26 protein-coding genes are annotated in these 25,251 nt (G+C 64.5%); 16 read left to right on the top strand and 10 right to left on the bottom strand.

Annotation, left to right across the window (positions count from 1 at the left end):
- The first annotated feature begins 28 nt into the window (after positions 1-28).
- Complete coding sequence (locus HGK27_RS09580; protein ID WP_206240322.1) at positions 29-556, top strand: DOMON-like domain-containing protein; 528 nt, start codon at positions 29-31, stop codon at positions 554-556.
- Positions 553-1,761 carry an exo-beta-N-acetylmuramidase NamZ family protein gene (locus tag HGK27_RS09575; RefSeq protein ID WP_206240321.1) on the top strand — a complete coding sequence of 403 codons (1,209 nt, stop codon included), beginning with the start codon at positions 553-555 and terminating at the stop codon, positions 1,759-1,761. The genes HGK27_RS09580 and HGK27_RS09575 overlap by 4 nt, the downstream gene beginning before the upstream one ends.
- Before the next feature lie 12 nt (positions 1,762-1,773).
- On the opposite strand, the gene HGK27_RS09570 is transcribed toward HGK27_RS09575, so the two are convergent.
- The 4 genes from HGK27_RS09570 to HGK27_RS09555 all read right to left on the bottom strand — a co-directional run bounded on the left by HGK27_RS09570 (position 1,774) and on the right by HGK27_RS09555 (position 6,091).
- Positions 1,774-2,199 (bottom strand): GFA family protein, encoded by a 426-nt coding sequence (locus HGK27_RS09570; protein WP_206240320.1) that lies wholly within the window; start codon positions 2,197-2,199, stop codon positions 1,774-1,776.
- A gap of 82 nt (positions 2,200-2,281) precedes the next feature.
- Entirely contained in the window at positions 2,282-2,533 is a 252-nt protein-coding gene (locus HGK27_RS09565) for a GlsB/YeaQ/YmgE family stress response membrane protein (protein WP_206240319.1), read from the bottom strand.
- A gap of 270 nt (positions 2,534-2,803) precedes the next feature.
- On the bottom strand, positions 2,804-4,813 hold the full coding sequence (gene parE / locus HGK27_RS09560; RefSeq protein ID WP_206240318.1) for a DNA topoisomerase IV subunit B: 2,010 nt from the start codon (positions 4,811-4,813) through the stop codon (positions 2,804-2,806).
- 57 nt (positions 4,814-4,870) lie between these two features.
- Positions 4,871-6,091: a penicillin-binding protein activator gene (locus HGK27_RS09555; RefSeq protein WP_241126997.1), complete on the bottom strand. Its 1,221-nt coding sequence runs from the start codon at positions 6,089-6,091 to the stop codon at positions 4,871-4,873.
- Positions 6,092-6,131: 40 nt separating this feature from the next.
- Here HGK27_RS09555 and rsmI point away from each other — a divergent pair, with 40 nt between their 5' ends.
- The 3 genes from rsmI to gshB are packed head-to-tail and all read left to right on the top strand — an operon-like array spanning position 6,132 to position 8,362.
- Positions 6,132-6,959: a 16S rRNA (cytidine(1402)-2'-O)-methyltransferase gene (rsmI, locus tag HGK27_RS09550; protein WP_206240317.1), complete on the top strand. Its 828-nt coding sequence runs from the start codon at positions 6,132-6,134 to the stop codon at positions 6,957-6,959.
- A complete protein-coding gene (locus HGK27_RS09545; protein WP_206240316.1) occupies positions 6,956-7,327 on the top strand; it encodes a YraN family protein in 372 nt (123 codons plus the stop codon). The genes rsmI and HGK27_RS09545 overlap by 4 nt, the downstream gene beginning before the upstream one ends.
- 30 nt (positions 7,328-7,357) lie before the next feature.
- Positions 7,358-8,362: a glutathione synthase gene (gene gshB / locus HGK27_RS09540; RefSeq protein WP_206240315.1), complete on the top strand. Its 1,005-nt coding sequence runs from the start codon at positions 7,358-7,360 to the stop codon at positions 8,360-8,362.
- A gap of 199 nt (positions 8,363-8,561) precedes the next feature.
- Here the strand turns inward: gshB and HGK27_RS09535 are convergent, their stop codons facing one another.
- The 4 genes from HGK27_RS09535 to rph form a co-directional block, all read right to left on the bottom strand.
- On the bottom strand, positions 8,562-9,485 hold the full coding sequence (locus HGK27_RS09535) for a tyrosine recombinase XerC (protein WP_241126995.1): 924 nt from the start codon (positions 9,483-9,485) through the stop codon (positions 8,562-8,564).
- A complete protein-coding gene (gene hemW, locus HGK27_RS09530) occupies positions 9,482-10,630 on the bottom strand; it encodes a radical SAM family heme chaperone HemW (RefSeq protein WP_206240314.1) in 1,149 nt (382 codons plus the stop codon). The genes HGK27_RS09535 and hemW overlap by 4 nt, the downstream gene beginning before the upstream one ends.
- Positions 10,631-10,643: 13 nt before the next feature.
- Positions 10,644-11,264: an RdgB/HAM1 family non-canonical purine NTP pyrophosphatase gene (gene rdgB / locus HGK27_RS09525; RefSeq protein WP_206240313.1), complete on the bottom strand. Its 621-nt coding sequence runs from the start codon at positions 11,262-11,264 to the stop codon at positions 10,644-10,646.
- Between the two features lie 67 nt (positions 11,265-11,331).
- Positions 11,332-12,045: a ribonuclease PH gene (gene rph, locus HGK27_RS09520; protein ID WP_206240312.1), complete on the bottom strand. Its 714-nt coding sequence runs from the start codon at positions 12,043-12,045 to the stop codon at positions 11,332-11,334.
- 142 nt (positions 12,046-12,187) lie between these two features.
- On the opposite strand from rph, the gene hrcA reads away from it, so the two are divergent.
- The 3 genes from hrcA to HGK27_RS09505 all read left to right on the top strand — a co-directional run bounded on the left by hrcA (position 12,188) and on the right by HGK27_RS09505 (position 14,142).
- On the top strand, positions 12,188-13,231 hold the full coding sequence (gene hrcA / locus HGK27_RS09515) for a heat-inducible transcriptional repressor HrcA (protein WP_206240311.1): 1,044 nt from the start codon (positions 12,188-12,190) through the stop codon (positions 13,229-13,231).
- 14 nt (positions 13,232-13,245) lie between these two features.
- Entirely contained in the window at positions 13,246-13,803 is a 558-nt protein-coding gene (gene grpE, locus HGK27_RS09510; protein ID WP_206240310.1) for a nucleotide exchange factor GrpE, read from the top strand.
- Positions 13,804-13,881: 78 nt separating this feature from the next.
- On the top strand, positions 13,882-14,142 hold the full coding sequence (locus HGK27_RS09505; protein WP_206240309.1) for a hypothetical protein: 261 nt from the start codon (positions 13,882-13,884) through the stop codon (positions 14,140-14,142).
- A gap of 274 nt (positions 14,143-14,416) precedes the next feature.
- Here HGK27_RS09505 and HGK27_RS09500 read toward each other — a convergent pair whose 3' ends face one another.
- A complete protein-coding gene (locus HGK27_RS09500; protein WP_206240308.1) occupies positions 14,417-14,938 on the bottom strand; it encodes a copper chaperone PCu(A)C in 522 nt (173 codons plus the stop codon).
- A gap of 241 nt (positions 14,939-15,179) precedes the next feature.
- On the opposite strand from HGK27_RS09500, the gene dnaK reads away from it, so the two are divergent.
- From dnaK to proS, 8 genes are all read left to right on the top strand, one after another.
- Positions 15,180-17,093: a molecular chaperone DnaK gene (gene dnaK, locus HGK27_RS09495; RefSeq protein WP_206240307.1), complete on the top strand. Its 1,914-nt coding sequence runs from the start codon at positions 15,180-15,182 to the stop codon at positions 17,091-17,093.
- A gap of 132 nt (positions 17,094-17,225) precedes the next feature.
- Positions 17,226-18,362: a molecular chaperone DnaJ gene (dnaJ, locus tag HGK27_RS09490; protein ID WP_206240306.1), complete on the top strand. Its 1,137-nt coding sequence runs from the start codon at positions 17,226-17,228 to the stop codon at positions 18,360-18,362.
- Positions 18,363-18,405: 43 nt separating this feature from the next.
- A complete protein-coding gene (gene radA / locus HGK27_RS09485) occupies positions 18,406-19,794 on the top strand; it encodes a DNA repair protein RadA (protein ID WP_206240305.1) in 1,389 nt (462 codons plus the stop codon).
- 11 nt (positions 19,795-19,805) lie between these two features.
- The gene (locus HGK27_RS09480; protein WP_206240304.1) at positions 19,806-20,399 is read left to right on the top strand and encodes a CvpA family protein; all 594 of its coding nucleotides are present in this window, start codon (positions 19,806-19,808) and stop codon (positions 20,397-20,399) included.
- Between the two features lie 3 nt (positions 20,400-20,402).
- Positions 20,403-20,822, top strand: a complete 420-nt coding sequence (locus tag HGK27_RS09475; protein WP_241126993.1) for an iron-sulfur cluster assembly scaffold protein — start codon at positions 20,403-20,405, stop codon at positions 20,820-20,822.
- 38 nt (positions 20,823-20,860) lie between these two features.
- A complete protein-coding gene (locus HGK27_RS09470; protein ID WP_206240303.1) occupies positions 20,861-21,907 on the top strand; it encodes an alanine racemase in 1,047 nt (348 codons plus the stop codon).
- Between the two features lie 94 nt (positions 21,908-22,001).
- Positions 22,002-22,595 (top strand): polyhydroxyalkanoate synthesis repressor PhaR, encoded by a 594-nt coding sequence (gene phaR / locus HGK27_RS09465; protein WP_206240302.1) that lies wholly within the window; start codon positions 22,002-22,004, stop codon positions 22,593-22,595.
- A gap of 105 nt (positions 22,596-22,700) precedes the next feature.
- Positions 22,701-24,254 carry a proline--tRNA ligase gene (proS, locus tag HGK27_RS09460; protein ID WP_206240301.1) on the top strand — a complete coding sequence of 518 codons (1,554 nt, stop codon included), beginning with the start codon at positions 22,701-22,703 and terminating at the stop codon, positions 24,252-24,254.
- A 70-nt stretch (positions 24,255-24,324) separates the two neighbouring features.
- On the opposite strand, the gene HGK27_RS09455 is transcribed toward proS, so the two are convergent.
- A complete protein-coding gene (locus HGK27_RS09455) occupies positions 24,325-25,218 on the bottom strand; it encodes a shikimate dehydrogenase (protein WP_241126991.1) in 894 nt (297 codons plus the stop codon).
- Positions 25,219-25,251: the final 33 nt, after the last annotated feature.

Genomic DNA, 25,251 nt, shown 5'->3' with positions numbered 1-25,251 from the left:
GGGCTGCGCCTAGCATGGAGAAACGCGCTTGGGAACGTATAGCCTGATCTGTCATCCCGATACGCCCGCGCTGGGGGTGAGGGCGGTGCATGTGACATGGGCGGAGGGCGAGGGCGCCCTGATCCTGAGCTGGCATGTGGAGGGGGCTGGGCGTTTGGTGATCCCGGCGCTGGTGGATCAGCCCGCCCATACCGACGGCCTGTGGAAGACCAGCTGTTTCGAGCTGTTTCTGGATGACACCCATGGTTATCGCGAGTTCAATTTCTCGCCCTCGGGCCATTGGGCGTCCTACGGTTTTGATGGTTACCGCAGCGGGATGAAGGCTTTGCCTCTGGAGGCGCCGCAGATGGATGTTGCGGTGGCCGAGGATTTCGCTTTGACGGTCACTTTGCCCGGCAATCTTTTGCAGGGCGCTTCCCACGCCAGCCTGACCGCCGTGATCGAGGAAGAAGGCGGCCATAAAAGCTATTGGGCGCTGGCCCATGCCTCGGGCCAGCCCGATTTCCATGCGCCCTCTTGCTTCATCCTGCCGCTTGGGGCAGCGCAGCAGCCATGACGGATGTTCTCTTCGGTATCGACCGGCTGCTGGCCGACCCTGCCCTGCGCGCGCCCTTGCAGGGCAAGCGTGTGTCTCTGGTGGCGCATCCCGCCTCGGTGACGGCGGATTTGCGCCATTCACTGGACGCGCTGGCGGCTTGCGCGGATATCACCCTGACCTCCGCCTTCGGCCCGCAGCACGGGCTGAAGGGCGACAAGCAGGACAATATGGTCGAGACGCTGGATGAGATCGATCCGGCGCTCGGCATCCCGGTGTTCAGCCTTTATGGCGAGGTGCGCCGCCCGACGCCCGCGATGATGGACACGGCCGATGTGTTCCTCTTCGATCTTCAGGATCTGGGCTGCCGCATCTACACCTTTGTGACCACCTTGCTCTATCTGCTGGAGGCCGCATCGGAAAGCGGCAAGAGCGTGTGGGTGCTGGACCGCCCCAACCCCGCCGGTCGCCCGGTGGAGGGCACCACGCTGATCCCGGGGCAGGAAAGCTTTGTCGGCGCCGGGCCGATGCCGATGCGCCATGGGCTTACCTTGGGCGAGATGGGCCACTGGTTTATCCGCCACTATGGGCTGAAGGTGGATTATCGCGTGATCGAGATGCAGGGCTGGCAGCCTGAAGGCCCCGGCTTTGGCTGGCCGGAAAGCCGCATCTGGATCAACCCCAGCCCGAATGCCGCCAGCGTCAATATGGGCCGCGCCTATGCGGGAACGGTGATGATCGAGGGCGCAACGCTTTCCGAAGGGCGCGGCACCACGCGCCCGCTGGAGGTGCTGTTCGGGGCGCCTGATATCGATGCGAAAGCCGTGCTGGCCGAAATGCAGGCCTTCGCGCCGCAATGGCTGGCGGGCTGCGCGATCCGCGAATGCTGGTTCACGCCCACCTTCCACAAGCATGCGGGCGAGCTGTGCAGCGCACTGATGATCCATGCCGAGGGCAGCTTCTACGATCACCATGCTTTCCACCCGTGGCGCTTGCAGGCACTGGCCTTCAAGGCGATCCGCCGACTTTACCCGGATTACCCGATCTGGCGCGACTTCCCCTATGAGTATGAGTTCACCCGCCTCGCCATCGATGTGATCAATGGCGGCCCGGCTCTGCGCGAATGGGTGGACAACCCGGCCAGCACGCCCGCCGATCTGGAAGAGGTGGCAGGCCGTGACGAAACGGCATGGCGCGAGGAGATCGCCGATCTGCTGCTTTATTGACCTGTTGAGCGCTCAGTCCTGCGGCATGGAAGGTGCCGGGGGCTGAGCGGCCCATTGCTCTAGAGCGGGATCGATATGGGCCCACGCTGGCGCGCTGTCAGTCCAGATCGCTGCCGAGGGCTTCAACCCATGGCCATCCGCCAGAAATCCAAGGCGGAAGGTCTGCAAATGCATCCGTGCCGAGCTGGTGGCGTAGACCGGCGTGCCGCAGTGGACGCAAAAGTGCTTGGTCAGCGTGTTGCCGCTGGCGGCAGGATGGCCATGATTGCCCAATTCCCCCTTCAGCACCACCGCCTCGACCGGGAAGATGGCGTTATGGGTTGGGCCGCCACCGGAAATCCGCTGGCAATCGCGGCACCAGCACTGGCGCACGGTGACAGGCTCCGCCGAGATGGTCGCCGTTACCGCGCCGCATGCGCATTGCCCTTGATATGCCATGGTAAAACCTGCCGTCTCGAATGATCCGGCAGGCAGTCTGATGGTCTTGAACCCTCAGGTCAACGCTTCATCGCAGGCTGGTTTATCTTACCCTGCCGCGCCTCAGCAGATTGACGCCGCCCAGCAGGATTACCGCGCCAATCAACGAAACGCTGAAGCTGGAGACCGTCAGCCCGGAATTGTTGATGTTCCCGCGCGAGAAGATCAGGCCGCCGATAAAGGCGCCCGCGATGCCGACCACGAAATTGACCAGCAGCCCGCCATCATCGCCCATGATCAAACCGGCCAGCCAGCCGACCACAATGCCGATGAAAATCCACATCAGAATGCTCATGGAACGCGCCCTCCGTCTTGCGTTGCACCTGATGGTGAATGCTTGGGTAAGGGGCTTGTTCCATGGAAGGTTTGAAAGGATGAAAGCAGGGGGTGTTACACCCCCTGCACCCCCGGGTTTGTCTTGACCTGCTCGTGATCTCGTCGTTATTTATGCCTGCGGCGCTGCGATATTGCTCTGAGGCCGAATTGGTTCACAACTTAGACATTCATGGGAGCGCGAGGGTGTAACACCCTCGCATTTGCCTTTTCTTCTAAACGAAAATCCCGATCAGGCGTCGATCAGATCCGGATCAAGCTCACCCGCCCGGTTCTGGATAAACATGAAGCGATGCTCCGGGTTACGGCCCATCAGCCGGTCCACCAGATCCTTGACCTGAGCGCGCGCCTCATACTCGGGCGGCAGGGTGATGCGCACCAGACTACGCTTGGCCGGGTCCATCGTGGTTTCGCGCAGCTGCTGGGGATTCATCTCGCCCAGACCTTTGAAGCGCCCGACCTCGACCTTCTTGCCCTTGAACTTGGTCTTTTCCAGTTCGGCGCGATGAGCATCATCGCGAGCATAGGCGCTCTCCTTGCCCGCGGTCAGGCGGTAGAGCGGAGGCTGAGCCAGATAGAGATGCCCCTGCTTCACCACTTCGGGCATTTCCTGGAAGAAGAAGGTCATCAGCAGCGTGGCGATATGCGCGCCGTCGACATCGGCGTCGGTCATGATGACGATGCGGTCATAGCGCAGATTATCGGGGTTGCAGTCCTTGCGCAGGCCGCAGCCGAGCGCCAACGAGAGGTCGGCGATTTCCTGATTGGCGCGGATCTTGTCCAGCGTGGCGCTGGCGACGTTCAGGATTTTACCACGGATCGGCAGGATGGCCTGTGTCTTGCGATCGCGTGCCTGCTTGGCGCTGCCGCCTGCCGAATCGCCCTCCACGATGAAGAGTTCGGTTTCGCCGCTGCCTTCGCCGCTGCAATCTGTCAGCTTGCCGGGCAGGCGCAGCTTGCGGGCGTTGGTGGCGGTCTTGCGCTTGACCTCGCGCTCGGCCTTGCGGCGCAGGCGCTCATCCATCTTCTCCATCACGTAACCGAGCAGCGCCTTGCCGCGCTCCATATTGTCAGTGAGGTAATGGTCGAAGTGGTCGCGGATGGCGTTTTCCACCATGCGCGCGGCCTCTGGGCTGGTGAGGCGGTCCTTGGTCTGGCTCTGGAACTGCGGGTCGCGGATAAAGACCGAGAGCATGGCCTCGCAGCCCGTGACGATGTCCTCGGGCGCGATGTCTTTGGCCTTCTTCACGCCCGTCAGCTCGCCAAAGGCGCGGATGCCCTTGGTCAGCGCGGCGCGCAGGCCCTGCTCATGCGTACCGCCATCCGGCGTGGGAATGGTGTTGCAGTAATAGGAATAGGCGCCTTCCGACCACACCGGCCAGGCGATCGCCCATTCCACGCGCCCGTTCATCTCACCCGGGAAATCTTGCGATCCGGCAAAGGGCTGGGTGGTGACGCATTCGCGCCCCGCCGTCTGCTCGGCCAGATGGTCGGCCAGACCGCCGGGGAACTGGAAGGTGGCCTCGGCAGGCACATCCTCGCTGGCGAGCGACGGCGCGCATTTCCAGCGAATTTCCACACCGGCAAACAGATAGGCCTTCGACCGCACCAGCTTGAACAGCCGCGCGGGCTTGAACCGCGCATCGGCCCCGAAAATTTCCGGGTCGGGCGTGAAGGACACGCTGGTGCCGCGCCGGTTGGGCGCCGCGCCGATCTTCTGCAAAGGCCCTTGCGTGATGCCCCGCGAAAATTCCTGAGCGAACAGCTCCTTGTTGCGCGCCACCTCCACGCGGGTGAGCGTCGACAAAGCGTTCACCACGCTGATACCCACGCCATGCAGGCCGCCGCTGGTGGCATAGGCCTTGCCCGAGAATTTGCCGCCCGAGTGCAGCGTGGAAAGGATCACCTCCAGCGCCGATTTGCCCGGAAATTTGGGATGATCATCCACCGGGATGCCGCGTCCATTGTCCACGATGGTCAGGCGGCCCGGCGTGCCCGGCGCTTCCTCCAGCACGAATTCGATGCGGTTGGCATAGCCTGCCACCGCCTCGTCCATGGCGTTGTCCAGCACCTCGGCGGCGAGGTGATGCAGGGCGCGTTCGTCCGTGCCGCCGATGTACATGCCGGGGCGGCGGCGGACGGGCTCAAGCCCCTCCAGCACCTCGATGGCGCTGCCGTCATAGGTCTCGCCGCTGGGGCCGATGGGAGCTTCGAAGAGATCGTCGGGCGTGCTGTCAGACATGGATGCGAACATAACGCGCACGAAGCCGCGCGCGCAAGTCGCGAAATGCCTTTTTCCTCAGTCGTCGAAACGGGCCGGGGCCGGGCTGACAACCGGCACGGTGTTGCTGGTGGTGCTGCCGGGAACCGCCTTGATCTCCCGCACTTCCAGCGAGCGTTCGATGACATTGTTCGCGTTGAAACGGAAAATGCCATCGGTCCCCGCAAAACCGCCCTTGTCATAGAGGCGCTGGGTGGGGAAGGGGCGACCCGGCTGCCACTCGCGGGCGATGCGCAGGGTCAGCAGCACGCTGTCATAACCCATGGTGGCGATGCGATAGGGTGCCTCGCCATAGCGGGTGCGGTAGCGGTCCGAGAACTGGCGGAAATGCGTGTCCGACAGGGCGGCATAGAGCGAACCGCGCAGCGCGGGGGTGCGGGCCAGCAGGGCCTCGCCGCTCCACAATTCGGTGCCGAGGATGCGCATCGTCGGCTTGCCCGCCTTCAGCAAAGGCGCGGCCTGAGCCGCCGCGCGGGCCGTATCGCCGACCAGCACGGCATCGAAAGCGCCATGGGCCTTCAGCTTGCGCACCGCTGCCGTGATGGAGGCTGGATCGCGGCCATAGGTCTCGATCCCCACCAACTGGCCGCCGCTGTTGCGCACGGCGTTCACCATGGCGGTAGAGGCGCGCTCGCCATAAAGGCCCAGCGGCACCAGAGCGGCAAAACGCGTCACCCCTAGCCCCTTGGCATGGCGCACCACGCGGGTGATCGACTGGGCGGGGATGGTGCCCATGATGAAGGTGTCGCCGCCTGCCACGGTGTAGTCGTTGGAGAAAGACACCACCGGCACATGCGAGGCGCGCGTGACCTGAGCCACCGCAGCCGCATCCTCGCCCAGCAGTGGCCCGAGGATCAGGCGGTTGCCATCGGCCAGCGCTTTCGACGCCGCAGCAGCAGCGCCCGTCGAGGTGTCATAGGTGGTGATGCGAAGGTTGCTGGCATTCATATCCAGCAGCGCCATGGTCGAGGCATTGGCCAGCGCCTGACCTGCCGCGGCATTGGGCCCGCTCTGCGGCACCAGCAGGGCGACGCGATGACGATCGGTGTCGGTCGGCAGATAGGCGGGCGGCGGGGCCTGCGTCTGAGCAGGCGGGGGCGGCGGAGCCTTGGGGCCCTTGGGAATGACGGTACAGGCAGCCAGCGTGGCGGAAAGGCCGAGGGCCATCGCGCGGCGGGTCCAGCTTGCGGGGGTGGTACGATTGGAATTCTGCGTCATCTGCGCCCCAATGTTGAACATCGCTTGTCCTTCCCCATGCCCTTGGTCCATGGGGGGCGCCATGGATCAGCGCCTTACCCCCGGCCTCTATATTGTGGCCACGCCCATTGGCAATCTTGGCGATATCACCATGCGCGGCGTGGAGATATTGCGTGGCGTGTCAGCGGTGGCCTGTGAGGATACTCGGATAACCGGGCGGCTGATGCAACATCTTGGTTTGAAACAGCGGTTGATCCGTTACGATGACCATGCCGATGAAAACGCTCGCGAAAAGCTGCTGGCGCTGATGAGCGCCGAGCCGGTGGCGCTGGTCTCTGACGCGGGAACGCCGCTGGTGTCGGACCCGGGCTATCGTCTGGTCCGCGAGGCGCGGGAGCGGGGGATTGCCGTCACCAGCCTGCCGGGTCCTTGCGCGGCGGTGATGGGGATCACGCTGTCGGGACTGCCTTCGGACCGGTTCCTGTTTGCCGGATTTTTGCCATCCAAGGACAAGGCGCGGGGTGATGCTCTGGCCGAACTGGCGGCCGTGCCTGCCACGCTGATCTTCTACGAAACGTCGCCACGCCTGATCGATTCGCTGACGGCCATCGCGCAGGTGCTGCCGGGCCGAGAGGTGGCGGTGGCCCGCGAACTGACCAAGATGTTCGAGGAATGCCGCAGTGGCCAGCCCGAAGACTTGATCGCCCATTACACCGCCCATCCTCCCAAGGGCGAGATCGTGCTGCTGATCGGCCCTCCCGTGGCCAAGCAGGCTACCATGGAGGATGCCGAAGCCATGCTGCGCGCCGAATTGCAGCATGCCAAGGCCAGTCAGGCCGCCGCCGCCGTTGCCAAGGCGACCGGGCTGGATCGCAAGGAACTCTATGCGCTGGCGATGCGCCTGAAATGACCGACTGGTGCGGCCAGGCCAACCGCATCGCCGCCGAGGCACGCGGTCGCAAGGGCGAGGATGAGGCCGCGCTGTTTCTGGAAGGCCAAGGTTTCGAGATCGTCGCCCGCCGCGTGAAAACCCCGCGCGGGGAAGTTGATCTGATCGCCCGGCGCGAAGGGCTGACTGTTTTTGCCGAAGTGAAATGGCGCGCCAAGGCCGAAACGCATGTCGATGCCATCGACCAGAAGCGCCTTACCCGCGTCGCCATGGCCGCCGAAGTGCTGGCCTCGCGCTTCGTGCCGGAAGGGCAGGATATGCGGATCGACGTCATCCTCCTTGCGCCGGGGCATGATCCATACCACATCCCCAATGCGTGGATGCCGTAAGCGCATCTGTCTGATTTTCAGGAGTACCTCATGAGTTTGCGCGTCGCTGTCCAGATGGACCCGCTCTCCGGCATCAACATCGCGGGCGATTCCACCTTTGCCCTGATGCTCTCGGCGCAGGCGCGCGGGATCAGCATGTGGTACTATGATGTCGGCTCGCTGGCGTGGGACTCGCTGGGCGATGGCCCGGCCAAGGTGACGGCATGGGCCGCCCCCGTGACCGTGCAGCGCCCCGCCGACAAGGGAGAACGCCACTACACGCTGGGCGAGTTCCAGACGCTGGATCTGGCCGAAGATGTCGATGTGGTGCTGATGCGTCAGGACCCGCCCTTCGATCTGGGCTATATCACCGGTGCGCATATCCTTGAAAAGCTCAAGGGCCGCACGCTGGTCGTCAACGATCCCGAGCAGGTGCGCAACGCGCCCGAAAAGGTCTTCGTTCTCGATTTTGCGCAGTTTATGCCGCCCACGCTGGTCGCCCGCCGCATCGAGGATGTGCGCAGTTTCCAGCAACGCCTCGTCGCCAAGGGCTATTCGGGCGATCTGGTCATCAAGCCTCTCCACGGCAACGGCGGCAAAGCGGTGTTCCGCGTGCCTGCCACCGGCGACAACCTCGGCGCGCTGGTCGAGGTGTTCAGCCAGATGTGGCCCGAGCCCTATATGGTCCAGCCCTTCCTCCCCGACGTGGCCAAGGGCGACAAGCGTATCGTGCTGGTGGACGGTGTGGTGGCCGGTGCCATCAACCGCCGCCCGGGCGCCGGCGAGTTCCGCAGCAATCTGGCCGTGGGCGGAAGCGCGGAAGCGACGCAGCTGACCGAGCGTGAGCAGGAAATTTGCCGCGTCCTTGGACCGGAGTTGAAAAAGCGCGGCCTCACCTTCGTGGGCATCGATGTGATCGGCGGCGAATGGCTGACGGAGATCAACGTGACCTCGCCCACGGGCATCGTGGCGATCGAGCGTTTCGATGGCGTGGATGTGGCCGGGCTGATCTGGGATGCGATCGAGGTTCGCGTTGCGGAGATGAAGAAGGGTTAAGGATGAAAGCAGGGGGCCATCGCCCCCTGCACCCCCGTTACTGTCTTGACCTGAGCACCATCTCCGCGTTGCGCCAAAGCGGCGAAGCCGCAATATTTATGCCTGCGGCGCTGCGACGTTGCTCCATGGCCGAACTGGCGCGCAACGCAGACATTAAAGGGAGCGCGAGGGTTATGACCCTCGCATTTTCCTTTTCTTCTTACCCTTGTTCCCTTGGGTGTGCCGCCCGATAGGCATCCAACAGCACAGCCGCATCCACTTTGGTGTAAATCTGGGTGGAGGACAGGCTGGCATGCCCCAGCAACTCTTGAAGAGACCGCAGATCGGCTCCTGCGCCCAACAGATGCGTCGCAAAGGAATGGCGCAACGCGTGAGGCGTGGCCGTATCTGGCAAACCCAACGCCCCCCGCGCCCGGCGGACAGCTTTTTGCACCAGAGCTTGCTGCAGCGCGCCGCCACGAGCCCCGAAGAACAGTGCACCGTCGCGCGTGATCGGCCAAGGGCAGGCCTTGGCGTAATCGGCGACCGCTTGCGCCACGATGGGCAGGATCGGCACAAGGCGTTGCTTGCTGCCTTTGCCCGTGACCAGCAGCGCCTCGCCGATGGGGAGAACACCGCCCGTCAGTGAGAGTGCTTCGGCGATACGCAGCCCGGCGCCGTAGAGCAGCATCAGCACCGCGCGGTCGCGAGCGCCGATCCATGGGGCGGTGGCGTCTTCTTCGACGAGATCGGCGAGGTTGATGGCTTCGTCAGGGGTAACGGGGCGAGGGAGGCCTTTTTTGATCCGGGGGCCGCGCAGGCGGGGCGGGGCGGGGGTCGGGTCTCCGGCCTGCTGGCGCGCGAAGGTGATGAAGGCACGCAAGGCAGAGAGTTCGCGCGCCGCTGAGGCATTGCCCAGCCCGTCGGCGCGGCGGCCGGCCAGATGGGCGCGCAGGTTGGAGGCTTCAATCTCGGCCAGAGTGGCCCAATCCTCCGCGCCGGTGGCGTGGACCAGTCGGGCGGCGGTGGCGGTGTAGGCGCGCACGGTGTGCGGGCTGCGGCGGCGGTTCTGGGCGAGGTGAGCGGTCCATGCCGCCAGCAGGTCGGCGCGGCGGGCGAGGGACGGCGCTGGCTCGTCGCTCACACCACCAGTTCCGTGGGGACGAGTTCGCCGATCAGCGCGTTCAGCACCAGCATGCCGGGCTCGGTGACGCCGATGCGTGGGCCGTCGCTCCACACCAGCCCTTGCCGTTCGTACAAGGCAAGGCGGGCGGGGGCGGCCAGTTCGTCGGATGTGAGGCCAAAGCGCGTGGAGAGCGCCGCCAGATCGACACCCTCGGCCAGACGCAGGCCCATCAGCATGGCCTCGGCGGCCTGTTCGCGGATGGAGAGCTGGCGGGCTTCCTGAATGCCGTCGCCTTGGGCCTCGATGGCGGAGAGCCAGTTTTCCGGCTTCTTGTGGCGCGTGGTGGCGGTGGCGTGGCGGCGGCCATGCGCTCCGGGGCCGATCCCGGCGTAATCCTGATAGCGCCAATAGGCGAGGTTGTGGCGGCTTTGCTGGCCGGGGCGGGCGTGGTTGCTCACCTCATAGGCGGGCAGGCCGTGGGCCGCCGTGATCTGGCGGGTGAGGGTGAAGAGGTCCGCTGCCGGATCGTCCTCCAGCGGGGCGAAAGCGCCATCGCGCACGAGGCGCTCGAAGCGCGTGCCGGGCTCGATGGTCAGTTGGTAGAGCGAGAGGTGATCGGTGCCGAAGGACAGGGCGCGGGTCAGTTCGGCTTCCCAGTCGACCATGCTCTGGTTGGGGCGGGCATAGATCAGATCGAAGCTGGTGCGTGCGAAATGGCGCTGCGCCACATCCAGCGCGGCCAAGGCCTCATCCACACCATGCAGGCGGCCGAGGAATTTTAGTGCCTTGTCATCCAGCGCCTGCACGCCCAGCGACACGCGGTTGACGCCTGCACTGGCGAGAGCTGCAAACTTCGCCGCCTCGACGCTGGAGGGATTGGCTTCCAGCGTGATCTCGATGCCGGAGTCGAAGCCCCAAAGCTGTTCTGCACGTTCCAGCAGGGCGGCCACCAAGGCAGGCGGCATCAAGGAAGGCGTGCCGCCGCCGAAGAAAATGCTGGTCAGCGTTTCCCCGCCAGCGATCCCGGCCTCGCGCTCCATATCGGCCAGCAGGGAGCGCTGCCATAGTTCATGATCCACCCCATCGCGGACGTGGCTGTTGAAGTCACAATAGGGGCATTTCTTCAGGCAGAAGGGCCAGTGGATGTAGAGTGCGCGCGCCATAGACCTCTAAATATCACCCGAACTGGTCGGCCACCAGCTTGGCGAAAGCGTCGGAGCGGTGGCTGATGCGGTTCTTCTCGGTGGGATCGAGTTCCGCGAAGGTCTGCTCATGGCCCAGCGGCACGAAGACGGGGTCGAAGCCGAAGCCCAGCTTGCCGCGCGGCGGCCATGTCAGCTTGCCATCGGCGCGGCCCTCATAGACGGCATGGACGCCATCGGGCCAGGTGATCGCCAGCACGCAGGCGAAATGGGCGGCGCGGCCCACATCGGGGCCTTGCTCGCACAGCAGGCCTTCGACCTTGCCCATGGCCATAAACCAGTCGCGGCCTTCGGGGCCCTCGTACCAGTGACGCTCGGCCCAGTCGGCGGTGTAGACGCCGGGGCGACCGCCCAGAGCTTCCACGCAGAGGCCCGAATCATCGGCCAGCGCGGGCAGGCCCGATTTCTCGGTGGCGTAGCGGGCCTTGAGCAGCGCGTTTTCGATAAAATTGTCGTGGATTTCCTCGGGCTCATCCAGCCCGAGGTCTCCGGCAGAGACGCATTCCACGCCGTAAGGGGCCAGCAGCGCGGAAATCTCGCGCAGCTTGCCCGGATTATGCGTGGCGATCACCAGCTGACCGTGCAATCTCGACATGCATCTCTCCCGGAAGTCTTATTCTGTAAGAACGGCGGGATCACACCCGCCGTTCAGAGCCAATTTGTCAGGCGACCGCTTCGGCCTGAGCGGCGAAAATGCGGTCGCAGCCGATGCGGGCCAGACGCAGCAGGCGCAGCAGGCCTTCCTCATCATAGGTCGCGCCCTCGGCGGTGGCCTGCACCTCGGCGATATGGCCGCCCTCGATCAGCACGAAATTGGCGTCAGCGTCGGCGCTGCTGTCCTCGATGTAGTCGAGATCCAGCACCGGCGTGCCCTTGGTGATGCCGCAGGAGACAGCGGCGACCTTGCGGGTCAGCGGGTCTTCGGTGATCAGGCCCTTGGCGATCAACCCGTTGACGGCCAGACGCAGCGCGACCCATGCGCCGCTGATGGCGGCGGTGCGGGTGCCGCCATCGGCCTGGATCACGTCGCAGTCGAGGGTGATCTGGCGCTCGCCCAGCTTCTTCAGATCCGTGACAGCGCGCAGCGAGCGGCCGATCAGGCGCTGGATTTCCTGCGTGCGGCCGCTCTGCTTGCCCTTGGCGGCTTCACGCTGGCCGCGCGTGTGGGTGGCGCGGGGCAGCATCGAATATTCCGCCGTCACCCAGCCTTCGCCCTTGCCGCGCAGGAACGGCGGCACGCGCTCTTCCACGCTGGCGGTGACCAGCACCTTGGTGTCGCCAAAGCTGACCAGCACGCTGCCTTCGGCATGCTTGGTGAAGTTGGTGACGATCTCGATGCTGCGCATTTCGTCTGCGGCGCGGCCGGATGGGCGCATAGGGTTTGGTCCTTATGAAGCGGTTTGGCGCGGCTCTAATACTCGCGCCCGGAAATGGCCAGCCCCGGTGTTATTAAATGACCGTGCATCACGGATGCCCGGCGTTGCAAATGGGGCCCCTCTGCCCCATGAAAGATGCACTATGCACAGCCTGCCCGTCACCGAACTGACCACCCGCGCCCGCGAGATCTTTCGCCGGGTGGTCGAAGGCTATCTGACGACCGGCCAGCCCGTGGGTTCTCGCACGCTGGCGGGTGGGGGAGAGCTGAACCTCTCGCCCGCCTCGATCCGCAGCGTGCTGGCCGATCTTGAAGGGCAGGGGCTGCTGAGCCAACCGCATACCAGCGCGGGCCGCATGCCGACAGAAGTGGGCCTGCGCCTGTTCGTCGATGGCATGATGCAGATGTCCCAGCCCACGCGGGAAGAGCGCGAGGCCATCGAACGCAGCCTGACCGAGCCCGGCCCGATTGAAGCTGCTTTGGCGGCTACTAGCGCCGCGCTCTCCGATCTTTCGGCCTGCGCAGGCGTGGTGATGGTGCCTGCGCATGAGCCTTTGCTGGCGCAGGTGACGCTGGTGCCGCTTTCGCCGGGGCGTGCTCTGGCGGTGCTGGTCGGGCAGGATGGCGGGATCGAGAACCGCATCGTTGAACTGCCCGCAGGCCTGCCGCCCGGCGCTCTGGAAGAGGCTTCCAACTATATCACCGCCCATCTGGCGGGACGCACGCTTGGGGAGGCGGCGCGGCTGATGCAGACGCAGATCGCCTCGGGCCAGAGCGCTCTGGATGCCGCCAGCGCCGATCTGGTCAACCGAGGCCTTGCCGTCTGGAGTCAGGACGCCCAGCGCCGCCCGGTGCTGATCGTGCGGGGGCAGGCCAATCTGCTGGACGACAATGCGCTGGGTGATCTGGAGCGCGTGCGATCCCTGATCGATGATCTGGAAAGCAAGCAGTCCGTCGCCCAGATGCTGGACCTTGCCCGTGAAGCCGAATCGACCCGCATTTTCATCGGCGCCGAGAACCGGCTTTTCGCCCTTTCCGGCTCATCCGTGATCGCTTCTCCCTACCGTGATCGCGAAGGCCGGGTGGTCGGCGTGGTCGGTGTGATCGGGCCGACACGGTTGAATTATGCGCGAGTCGTCCCCATGGTGGATTTCACCGCCCAGAGTCTGGGCCGACTGATCCGATAAATGAAGGCAATGATATGAATGAGGACATCTTCCAGGCCGCCAGCGAATCCTCGAAGGACGCAGGCGTGGAGGGCGCTGCCCCCGGCGTGAATGCCGAGCAGGACAGCCGAATCGCGACGCTGGAAAACGATCTGGAAGCGGCCAAGCAGGAGGTGCTCTACGCCCGCGCCGAGACGCAGAACGTGCGCCGCCGTCTGGAAAAGGACATCGCCGACGCCCGCGCCTATGCCAGCACCAGCTTCGCCCGCGACATTCTGAGCGTGGCCGACAATCTGTCGCGCGCCCTCGATTCGATCTCGCAGGAGCTACGCGACGACGAGAAGCTCAAGCCGCTGGTGGCGGGCATCGAGGCCACCACGCGCGAGCTGGACAAGGTGTTCAACCAGAACGCCATCCAGAAGGTTGCGGCTCAGGGCCTGCCCCTCGACCCCAATCAGCATCAGGCGATGATCGAAATCCCCCATGCCGAGGCCGAGCCCGGCACGATCATTCAGGTGCTGCAGCACGGCTACACCATCAAGGACCGACTGCTGCGCCCGGCCATGGTCGCCGTGGCCAAGAAGCCCGACTAAAAGGCCCATAGCGAGCCCCGGCGCGGGTGGAACATCCCGCGCCGTAGGTCATATCTCCATCATAGGATGGAGGATATCATGACCAGAACGTTGATTTTATCGATGATCGCTGGCGGGGCGCTTGCCCTTGGCGGTTGTGCCCATAACTATGGCGGCGAAGGCGCTCTGGGCGGCGCGGGCGCGGGCGCGGTGATCTCGGGCGTGGCGGGCGGCAATGTCGTTACCGGCGCGGCGATCGGCGCGGCTGCGGGCGCTCTGATCGGCTCGACCGTGCATAAGAACGATGGCTATTGCTATCGTCATGATCGCGACGGCAATGAGCATCGCGTGGATTGCTAAAGGTTTGAAGGGGTAGAAGCAGGGGGCGTTACGCCCCCTGCACCCCCGTTACGTCTCCCGACGAAAGGGCAGTTGCGCCGAAGCGGAGCGCCCCGCCTCTCCACCTGCGCAGCGGAAAGCGCCGCAGGCCTTCAATCATCAATGATTGATCTGTGCTGGCAATTTCTGCCTGCGGCGCAGCGATGTTGCTCTATGTCCGAACCCTGCACGCCACGCAGACAATAATGGGAGCGCGAGGGTGTAACACCCTCGCACTTTCCCTTTTCTTCAAACCTTACATCTTCATCCCGGCCATATCGTCATGCGCGGCTTCAGGCGTCGCCCCGGCAGCCTCGACCTTGAGCGAGCCGACCAGCCTGCGGCCATCTTCCAGCACCAGCTTGAAACCGATGGAATCGCCCGCCTTCACTGTCTTGCGCAGGCCGAAGACCATCACATGCCGCCCGCCGGGCGCGAAATTCGTGCTGTCACCGGGATCAAGCTTCAGGCGGGGCAGGGGCGCCATTTCGGTGCCCTTGGTCTCGTGCATCTCGGCGGTCTTGGCGGAGGAGATCACCACGCCGGTGATGGTCACAGGCGCCGGGCCGGTGTTGCACCAAGTCACATAGGCGGCGGCAGGGCGGCCCGGGATCACGGGCAGCACAAGGCGGCCCGATGGCGCGGTATTTTCCGCTGTCGGCGTGGGGGCGGCCGCGCTTTCGCTGACTGCGGCGGAGGTGGGGGCCTCTTCGCCCTTGTGGCAGGCGGCAAGGCTCGCCAGCGCGAGCAGGGGGAGGGTAAAGCGCGCGATAAACATCTTCTGCAAATCTCCTGACGGGCCCTCTGCTAGACTGTGACAGGCCCCGCGCCAAGCGCTGGTAACCAAATCATGGACCAAATAGCTGGCAGTCATCACCGATTAGCTGCCCAAAAGCCCTTGTCGGGTGGCAAACCACTCCTATATGCCCCTTCGTCAAAGAGCCGCCAAACCGGTCTGCCGCGCATGCGGGGGCCTTTGGACAGGCGGTGTCACACAGCGACATGAGGACGGAAGAACTATGGGTAAAGTGATCGGTATCGACCTTGGCACCACCAACAGCTGCGTTGCTGTGATGGATGGCGGCAAGCCCAAGGTCATCGAAAATTCGGAAGGGGCGCGCACCACGCCTTCGATCGTCGCCTTCACCAAGGATGGTGAGCGCCTGATCGGCCAGCCTGCCAAGCGTCAGGCGGTGACCAACCCCGACAACACCATCTTCGCTGTGAAGCGTCTGATCGGCCGTCGTTACGACGATCCGATGACGCAGAAGGACATGGCGCTGGTTCCCTACAAGATCGCCAAGGGGAAGAATGGCGATGCGTGGGTCGAAGCCGGCGGCACCGACTATTCGCCCTCGCAGGTCAGCGCCTTCACCTTGCAGAAGATGAAGGAAACCGCCGAGAGCTATCTGGGCGAGACCGTGACGCAGGCCGTCATCACCGTGCCGGCCTACTTCAACGACGCTCAGCGTCAGGCCACCAAGGACGCCGGCCAGATCGCCGGTCTTGAGGTGCTGCGCATCATCAACGAGCCGACGGCGGCTGCTCTGGCCTATGGTCTGGACAAGAACGATGGCAAGACCATCGCTGTCTATGACCTTGGCGGCGGCACCTTCGACGTTTCCATTCTGGAAATCGGCGATGGCGTGTTCGAGGTGAAGTCGACCAACGGCGACACCTTCCTGGGCGGTGAAGATTTCGACAGCAAGCTGGTCGAATATCTGGCCGACAAGTTCAAGGCCAAGGAAGGCCTGGACCTCAAGACCGACCGTCTGGCCCTGCAGCGCCTGAAGGAAGCCGCTGAAAAGGCCAAGATCGAGCTGTCGTCCGCGCAGACCACCGAGATCAACCTGCCCTTCATCACCGCCCGTATGGAAGGTGGCGCCACCACCCCGCTCCATCTGGTGGAGACGATCACGCGTTCGGACCTGGAGCGTCTGGTCGGTGACCTGATCCAGCGCACGCTGGAGCCCTGCCGCAAGGCCATGGCGGATGCCGGCATCTCGGCCAGCCAGATCGACGATGTCGTGCTGGTGGGCGGTATGACCCGCATGCCCAAGGTGCGCGACGCCGTGAAGGACTTCTTCGGCAAGGAACCCCACACGGGCGTCAACCCTGACGAAGTCGTGGCCATGGGCGCCGCCATTCAGGCCGGTGTGCTTCAGGGCGACGTGAAGGACGTTCTGCTGCTCGACGTGACCCCGCTGTCGCTGGGCATCGAGACGCTGGGCGGCGTGTTCACCCGCATGATCGACCGCAACACCACGATCCCCACCAAGAAGAGCCAGGTCTATTCGACCGCTGACGACAATCAGCAGGCCGTGACCATCCGCGTCTTCCAGGGCGAGCGTGAAATGGCGGCGGACAACAAGATCCTGGGCCAGTTCGATCTGGTCGGCATTCCCCCGGCTCGCCGCGGTGTGCCGCAGATCGAGGTGACCTTCGACATCGACGCCAACGGTCTGGTGAACGTGTCGGCCAAGGACAAGGGCACCGGCAAGGAGCAGCAGATCCGCATCCAGGCTTCGGGCGGTCTGTCGGATTCCGACATCGACCAGATGGTCAAGGATGCCGAGAAGTTCGCCGAAGAGGACAAGAAGCGTCGTGAGGCCGCCGAGGCCAAGAACAACGCCGAAAGCCTCGTCCATGCCACCGAGCAGCAGATCGCTGAAAATGGTGACAAGGTCGATCCCGCGCTGAAGGCCGAGATCGAGGCTGCCATCGCCGAGGCCAAGACGGCCATCGAAGGTGGTGAGCCCGCCGAGATGACCGCCAAGACCCAGGCCCTGACCGAAAAGGCCATGAAGCTGGGGCAGGCGATCTATGAGAAGGAGCAGGCTTCGGCTGCTGCCCCGGGCGGCGCTGGTGGTCAGGCTCATGACGATGGCGTGGTTGACGCCGAGTTCTCGGAAGTTGACGAGAACAAGGGCTGATCCGCAGGCCTTAACGTGAAAAGTGGGCCCGCCACGCCGGTCAAGTGGCGTGGCGGGCCTGTTTGTATGCATTTCCGGTGAGGCAACTGAAGTTGCCGACATCCGCGCTGAACTGATCCCGAAGGAAAGCCCATGTCGACGCAGGTCGATTATTACGAATTGCTGGAAGTCACCCGCGAAGCCGATGATGCGACGCTCAAGACGTCATATCGCAAGCTGGCGATGAAGTTCCACCCGGACCGCAACCCGGGCTGCAAGGACTCCGAGGCGAAGTTCAAGGAGATCAGCGAGGCTTACGACTGCCTGAAAGACCCCCAGAAGCGCGCCGCCTATGACCGCTTCGGCCATGCCGCTTTCCAGAATGGCGGCCCCGGTGGTGGTGGCTTTGGCGGTCAGGGCGCCGAATTTGGCGACATTGGCGATATTTTCGAGACGATCTTCGGCAGCGCCTTCGGCGGCGGCGGCGGACGCCAGCAGGCGCGTCGCGGTGCCGATCTGCGCTATGATCTGGAAATCGGCCTCGACGAAGCCTTCCATGGCAAGGACGTCGAGATCGAGATCGAAGTTTCCACCACCTGCGAGCCTTGCCACGGCAAGGGCGCCGAGCCCGGCACCGGCGCGCGCCGCTGCAACCTGTGCGGCGGCCACGGCAAGGTCCGCGCCAATCAGGGCTTCTTCATGGTGGAGCGCACCTGCCCCACCTGTCACGGTCGCGGTGAAGTGATCGAGAAGCCCTGCCGTGCCTGCGGTGGCGAAGGTCGCGTCGATCAGAAGCAGAAGCTGGAGGTCTCAATCCCGGCGGGCGTCGACACCGGCACGCGCATCCGCCTGACCGGCAAGGGTGAGGCCGGGCCTTTCGGTTCGCCTCCGGGCGATCTCTACATCTTCCTCCATGTGAAGCGCCACAAGGTGTTCGAGCGCGATGGCACCACGCTGCTGACGCGCGCGCCGATCAGCTTCACCACCGCCGCGCTGGGCGGCTCGATCGAGATTCCTGGCCTCGACGGCAAGGTGCATGAGATCGAGATCCCGGCGGGCATCCAGTCTGGCAAGCAACTGCGCAAGCGCGGGGCGGGCATGCCGGTGCTCAACGGTCGCGGGATCGGCGATCTGGTGGTGGAAGTGGCGGTGGAAACGCCGACACGCCTTTCGGCTCGCCAGAAGGAATTGCTGCGCGAATTTCAGGGCACTGAGACCGGCGATGAATGCCCCGAGGTGAAGGGCTTCTTCAACCGCATCAAGGACGCCTGGAACGATATGCGCGAATAAATCCGCGCTTGCGTTCTCAATTCGTTCTCATTACGCAGGCCTTATGGCCAAACCCAAACGTCGCTTCGTCTGTTCTTCCTGTGGCAGTGTCACCAACCGCTGGCAGGGGCAATGCGTCGATTGCGGCGAGTGGAACACGCTGACCGAGGAGGCCCCGGCAACGGTCTTCTCGGCCAAGCATGACCTCTCCAGCGGCGGCAGGGCGATCAGCTTCGAGCCGCTGGATATGCCGGGCAAGGCGCTGGTCCGGCGCTCGACGGGCATCGATGAATTCGACCGCGCGCTGGGCGGCGGTCTTGTGCCGGGCAGCGCGATCCTGATGGGCGGCGATCCGGGCATCGGCAAATCGACCCTGCTGCTTCAGGCCAGCGCCAAGGTGGCGCAAGCGGGCGGCCTTGCCGTCTACATCAGCGGCGAGGAGGCCACCGGCCAGATCCGCCTGCGCGCCGAAAGGCTGGGCGTGGCCGCCGCGCCGATCAAGCTGGCCGCCAGCACATCGGTACGCGATATTCTCACCACGCTGGGCGATATGGATGCGCCGGCGCTGCTGGTGATCGATTCGATCCAGTGCATGCATTCCGACCAGATCGAGGGCGCTCCGGGCACGGTTTCCCAAGTGCGCGGCTGTGCCTTCGAACTGATCCGCTATGCCAAGGAGAATGGCACGGCGCTGGTGCTGGTGGGCCATGTCACCAAGGATGGCAGCATCGCGGGGCCGCGCGTGCTTGAGCATATGGTCGATGTGGTCATGGCCTTCGAGGGTGAGCGCAGCCACCAATACCGCATCCTGCGCAATCTGAAGAACCGCTTCGGCCCCGTCGATGAAATCGGTGTGTTCGCCATGGAAGGCCATGGTCTGGCCGAAGTCGGCAATCCTTCGCTGCTGTTCCTGTCGGGCCGGGAAAACACCATTGCGGGCAGCGCGGTCTTCCCGGCGATGGAGGGCACGCGCCCGGTGCTGGTGGAAATTCAGGCGCTGATCGTGAGGCTGCAATCGGGCGCCACGCCCCGCCGCGCGGTGGTGGGTTGGGATAATGGGCGCCTCGCCATGCTGCTGGCGGTGCTGGAGGCACGCTGCGGGCTGAATTTCTCCAGCGCGGAAGTCTATCTCAATGTGGCGGGCGGCTACAGGCTGGCGGACCCCGCCGCCGATCTGGCGGTGGCCGCCGCGCTGGTTTCGGCGCTGGCGGAAAAGCCTTTGCCGCGTGAGGCGGTGTGGTTCGGCGAAGTCTCGCTGGCGGGCGAAATCCGGCCTGTCGCCCATGCGGGTTTGCGGCTGCGCGAATCGGCCAAACTGGGCTTTGCCCATGCCTTCGGGCCGGAGGATAAAGCGCTCTCCGGCAAGAACGGCGCGGTCAAGGAAGCAGGGGGGCGTCATACAAGCGTGCAACTGCTGCCAAATCTCGTTGACCGTATCCTTGGGGGCGAATAGTCCGGTCCTCTATGACCGGTTTTGATGTAACTGTTTTCGTGGTGGTGGGCGCCGCTGCCTCGCTCGGCTTTCTGCGCGGTTTCGTGCAGGAGGCTATTTCGCTGTCCGCCTTTATCGTGGCGATGGCCGCAGTGCATCTGCTGCAAGCCCCGCTGGCCGCAGCGCTGGTGTCGCATATCGGATCGGAATCCGGCGCCGATGTCGCCGCTTTCCTGTTCCTGCTGCTGGTGCCCTATTTCCTTGTGCGCTTTCTGGCCCGCTATCTGGGCGGCGCCGCGCGTAACTCGATCCTTGGCCCTGTTGACCGCGTGCTGGGCTTCGGCTTTGGCGCGGTGAAAGGCACGCTGATCGTGGTAGCGGGTTTCTCGCTTATCGTGCTGTTCTATGACACGGTCTGGGGCGTGGGCGGCAGGCCCGAATGGATCACCAAGAGCCGCACCTATCCCTTCGTCAACGCCAGCAGCAGCGCACTGCTCAAGATCGTCTCGGAGCGCCGCAAGGCTGCCGCCGATGCTGCGGATGCCGACAGTTCGGCCAGCAATGATGATGACGCGCCCAAGCCCCGCGTCGCGCCGCATCATCGCCCCCATCACAAGGCCGGTTGAGCCTTGGCTTCAGGCTCGGTTCTCTATTCGCCCGATGTGCTGGCGATGGCGCTGGATCTGGCGCGCTGGCCCATGGCAAGCGACCTGCCGCTGATCGGGGAGGCCCGCTCGGCCTCTTGCGGCAGCCGGATGAGGGTGGGGATCGAACTGGACGAAAACGGGGCCATCCGGCGCATCGGCATTGCGGCGCAGGCCTGCGCCATCGGCCAGGCCGCCGCCAGCCTGATGGCGCGCGCTGCAACAGGGCGCGCGCAAGCTGATTTCGCCAAAGCCGAAGCGGAGATCGCGGCATGGCTGGGGGCAAAGGGCGATTTGCCTGACTGGCCCGGGCTCGAAGCGCTGGCGGCGGTGCGGGATTACCCCGGTCGGCATGGCGCTTTCCTGCTGGGCTGGCGCGCCGTGCTGCAAGCCATGGCTGCCTAGGACGAGCCCGCGCTCCGTGACGATTTCTGAGGTTTGACATGACAGTTGCTCCCCCCGCCACCCCCCTGCGCCTGACAATCGATGGCGAGGCGCTGGCTCATAACTGGCAGACGCTGGATGCTCTTTCCGGTGCTGCGAAGGCGGGGGCGGCGGTGAAGGCCGATGCCTATGGGCTGGGCGCGCGTCGCGTGGCGCCGCTGTTGGCACGGGCCGGTTGCGCGGATTTCTTCGTTGCCCATTGGGCTGAGGCGGCGGATCTGGTCGATCTGATCGATCCGCGCCGCATTGCCGTGCTGCACGGCCCGCTGACCGATGCTGATGTGGCTTTTGCCAAGGCGACAGGCGTGAGGCCGGTGCTCAATTCGCTCGATCAGGCGCGGCGCTGGCGTGAGGCAGGCGGCGGTCTGTGCGATGTGATGGTCGATACGGGCATGAACCGGCTCGGGCTGGCGGCGGGCGATCTGGGGCAGTTGGCCGGGCTGGAGGTGGATGTGCTGCATTCCCATCTGGCCAGTGGCGATGAAGACAGCGCCCTCAACGCGCTGCAGCTTCAGCGTTGGCAAGCCTCGCGCGGCACCTTGCCGCATCGGCGCGCGGCGCTGGCCAACAGCGCGGGCATTGCGCTGGGCGCGGCCTATCATGGCGATCTGACGCGCCCCGGTCTGGCGCTTTATGGCGGCATTGCGCGCGCGGAGTTGGCCGATGTGATCCGCCCCGTGGTGCAGCCTCAGGTGGCGTTGCTGCAGGTGAGGCAGGTCGCGGCGGGCGACACCATTGGCTACAATGCCACATTCACCGCTCCCGGGCCAATGCGCCTTGGCACGGTGGCGCTGGGCTATGCCGATGGCTATCTGCGCTGCTGGTCGGGGCAGGGAATGCTGCGCACGGGCGATGGCGGGGAGCTGCCGGTGCTGGGGCGCGTTTCGATGGATCTGACCATCGTGGACCTCACCCATGTGCCCCATCTGACCGAGGGCGACTGGCTGAATGTCGACTATGATCTGCCGCGTGCGGCGGCTCAGACAGGTTTGTCTCAATATGAGCTGTTAACCGGATTGGGGAACCGTTTCGCACGTGCGGGCTAAACTTGCGTTTTGCCGTGCTGCTGCGCAGCAATCTGTTGCGTCCATGGTCTTTTGAGTGCAAACTGCCGTTCAGAAACGGGAGTAGGACAGACTGATGGCTGACAATGCGGGCCCCAAGGACAACACCGTCATCATCAAGAAATACGCCAACCGCAGGCTGTATAACACCCAGTCGTCGAGCTACATCACGCTCGATCATCTGGCCAAGATGACGCGTGAGGGAATCGAGTTCCGCGTGCTGGACGCCAAGTCGGGCTCGGACATCACCCATCAGATCCTCACCCAGATCATCATGGAGGAAGAGGCCAGCGGCGAGCAGATGCTGCCGGTCAATTTCCTGCGCCAGCTGATCGGCATGTATGGCAATTCGATGCAGGCGCTGATCCCGCATTACCTTGAAGCCAGCATGGACCAGTTCCGCGCCAACCAGCTCAAGCTGCGCAAGGCGTTTGAGGACAGCATCGAGACCAATCCGCTCGCCCGGCTGACCCAGCAGAACATCGCCATGTTCCAGGCCGCCGCCGCCGCCTTTATGCCCGGCGCGGAAGGCGGCGCTGTTTCGCCCAAGGATGAGGCACCCGCTGCTGCGGCAGAGCCGGAGAAGACCGAAGGCACCCGCAGCGAACTCGATGCCCTGCGTGAGCAGATGCTGGCCATGCAGAAGAAGCTGGATCAGCTGGGCAAGTAAGCCGGCCAAAGAGGGAGGAAACCGGCTTTTCCCTCCCTCTTTCCAGCACATTTTTCCCACACACAGGGTTTGAACTTGGCGCGGCGCCCGGCTAAGGCCGCGCGCATGACACAAAACGCTTCCAAGATCCGCCACGCGCTGACCGTCAAGCGCGCCGATGATTTCGCGCAATGGTATCAGCAGGTCGTCTCCGAAGGCGAAATGGCCGAGGAATCGGGCGTGCGCGGCTGCATGGTCATCAAGCCATGGGGCTACGGCATCTGGGAACGCATCCAGAAGCTGATGGACGCGCGCATCAAGGAAGCGGGCGTCGACAATTGCTATTTTCCGCTGTTCATCCCGCTCAGCTACTTCTCCAAGGAGGCCGACCATGTGGAGGGCTTCGCCAAGGAGATGGCGGTCGTCACCCATCACCGCCTGATCGGTGACGGCAAGGGCGGGCTGATCCCCGACCCCGAGGCCAAGCTGGAAGAGCCGCTGATCGTGCGCCCCACCAGCGAAACCGTGATCGGCGCCGCGATGAGCCGCTGGGTGCAGAGCTGGCGCGACCTGCCGCTGATGGTCAACCAGTGGGCCAATGTGGTGCGTTGGGAAATGCGCACGCGCATGTTCCTGCGCACCAGCGAGTTCCTCTGGCAGGAGGGCCATACCGCCCATGCCGATCGCGATGATGCGATGAGCGAAACGCTGCGCGCTCTGGAAATGTACCGCGAGTTTGCCGAAAACGTGCTGGCCATGCCGGTCGTGGCTGGCGAGAAGCCCGAGAATGAGCGCTTCCCCGGCGCTGTCGCCACCTATTCCATCGAGGCGATGATGCAGGATGGCAAGGCGCTGCAGGCGGGCACCAGCCATTACCTTGGCACCGGTTTCGCCGAGGCTGCGGGCATTCGCTATCAGTCGAAGGAAGGCGCTCAGGAGCTGGCGCATACCACCAGCTGGGGCGTTTCGACCCGCATGATCGGCGGCGTCATCATGACCCATGGTGACGATGACGGCCTGCGCGTACCGCCCGCCATCGCGCCGCATCAGATCATCATCCTGCCGATGCTGCGCGAGGATGATGGCGATGAGGCCCTGCTGGCCTATTGCGAAGAGATCCGCCGCGAGCTGGCCAAGCTTTCCGCTCTGGGCGAGCCGATCCGCGTGCTGCTCGACAAGCGCGCGGGCAAGGCCACGCAGAAGCGCTGGGCCTGGGTCAAGAAGGGCGCGCCGATCATTCTGGAAATCGGCGGGCGCGATGCTGCTGGCGGCATGGTTTCGGCGGTGCGTCGCGACCGGCTGTGGAAGGACGATGGCAAGGTCAATTTCGTCGGCCAGACGCGCGATGACTTCATCGCCGCAGCTGTCGCCGAGCTGGAAAGCATCCAGTCCAGCCTGCACGCCGAGGCGACCGAGCGCCGCGATGCCAACATCACGACCGGGATTACCTCGCTCGATGCGCTGGCGACCTTCTTTGCCGATGATCAGCGCTATCCGGGTTGGGTCGAGCTGAACTGGTCGCGCCCGACCGGCGCCGCACTGGAGAAGGTGGTTGAGCAATTGAAGGCGCTCAAGCTGACGATCCGCAACACGGCGCTGAATGCCGCGCCCGCCGAAGGGCAGTGCCCTTTCACCGGCGAAGCGGCGGTCGAGCGCATTTACGTGGCGCGCGCCTACTAAGACAAAAAGCCCGACATGGTGGGGAAGATCACCATGTCGGGCTTTTCAGGCCACCGGATCATCCGGCGGTTCAGCCAGCCGTAAAGGCGGCGAAGCTTTCAGCCATACCCGCACGATCCGGCGCCTGACCGGTGAACAGGCCAAAGGCATCCGCTGCCTGACCCACGGCCATGCCCTGGCCCGTCAATGTGCGGCAGCCCAGAGCGCGGGCAGCCGCCAGCAGCGGCGTTTCCAGCGGGAAATAGATGATCTCGGCCACCCAATGGTGCGGCTGCAAGGCAGCCACATCGATGGGCGTGCCCGGGAACTTGGCCATGCCGATGGGTGTGGCGTTGAGAATGCCATCAACCTTGCCCGCCGTCTGCACGGCATCCTTCACGATGGAGACGCGCTCCGCTCCATAGGTGGCGGCCAATTGATAGCGCAGGGCCTCGACGCGCACGGCATCGGTGTCGAACAGGCTCAGATGCTGGACGCCGATGGTGGAGAGCAGGGCATGGGCGGTGGCCGATCCGGCGCCGCCGCAGCCCAGCTGCAGCACATGACCCAGAGCCACGCCGGGCAGGCCATCGAGAAAGCCCTGAGCAAAGCCTGAAACATCGGTATTGTGACCGATGCGCTTGCCATCGCGGAACACGACCGTGTTGACGGCGCCAATCGCGCGCGCACCTTCCGACAGCTCATCGAGCAGCGGCATCACCGCCTGTTTGAAGGGGAAGGTGATGTTGAGCCCGGCAAAGCCCGATGTCTGCACGGCATCGAGAAGCTGGGGCAGATCCTTGTCATCCCAACCGTTATGGGTGAAATCGAACAGAGTGTAGAGCAGGCGCAGCCCCTGCGCATCGCCCTCCTGCTCATGCATCCAGGGGGTGCGGCTTTCCAGAATACCGCGCCCGACCAGACCGACCATGATGCGTTTCGTCTCATGGGGATCGCGTTGCGGAGCAGGGGAAGACAGAACCATATCGGAGGCACACTTTCGAAAAAACCGCTCCGG

The organism is Novosphingobium terrae, assembly GCF_017163935.1.
In the GTDB taxonomy this organism is placed as follows: domain Bacteria; phylum Pseudomonadota; class Alphaproteobacteria; order Sphingomonadales; family Sphingomonadaceae; genus Novosphingobium; species Novosphingobium terrae.
The sequence above is the reverse complement of the archived record's forward strand: the minus strand, read 5'-3'. Positions and strand labels throughout refer to the sequence as shown.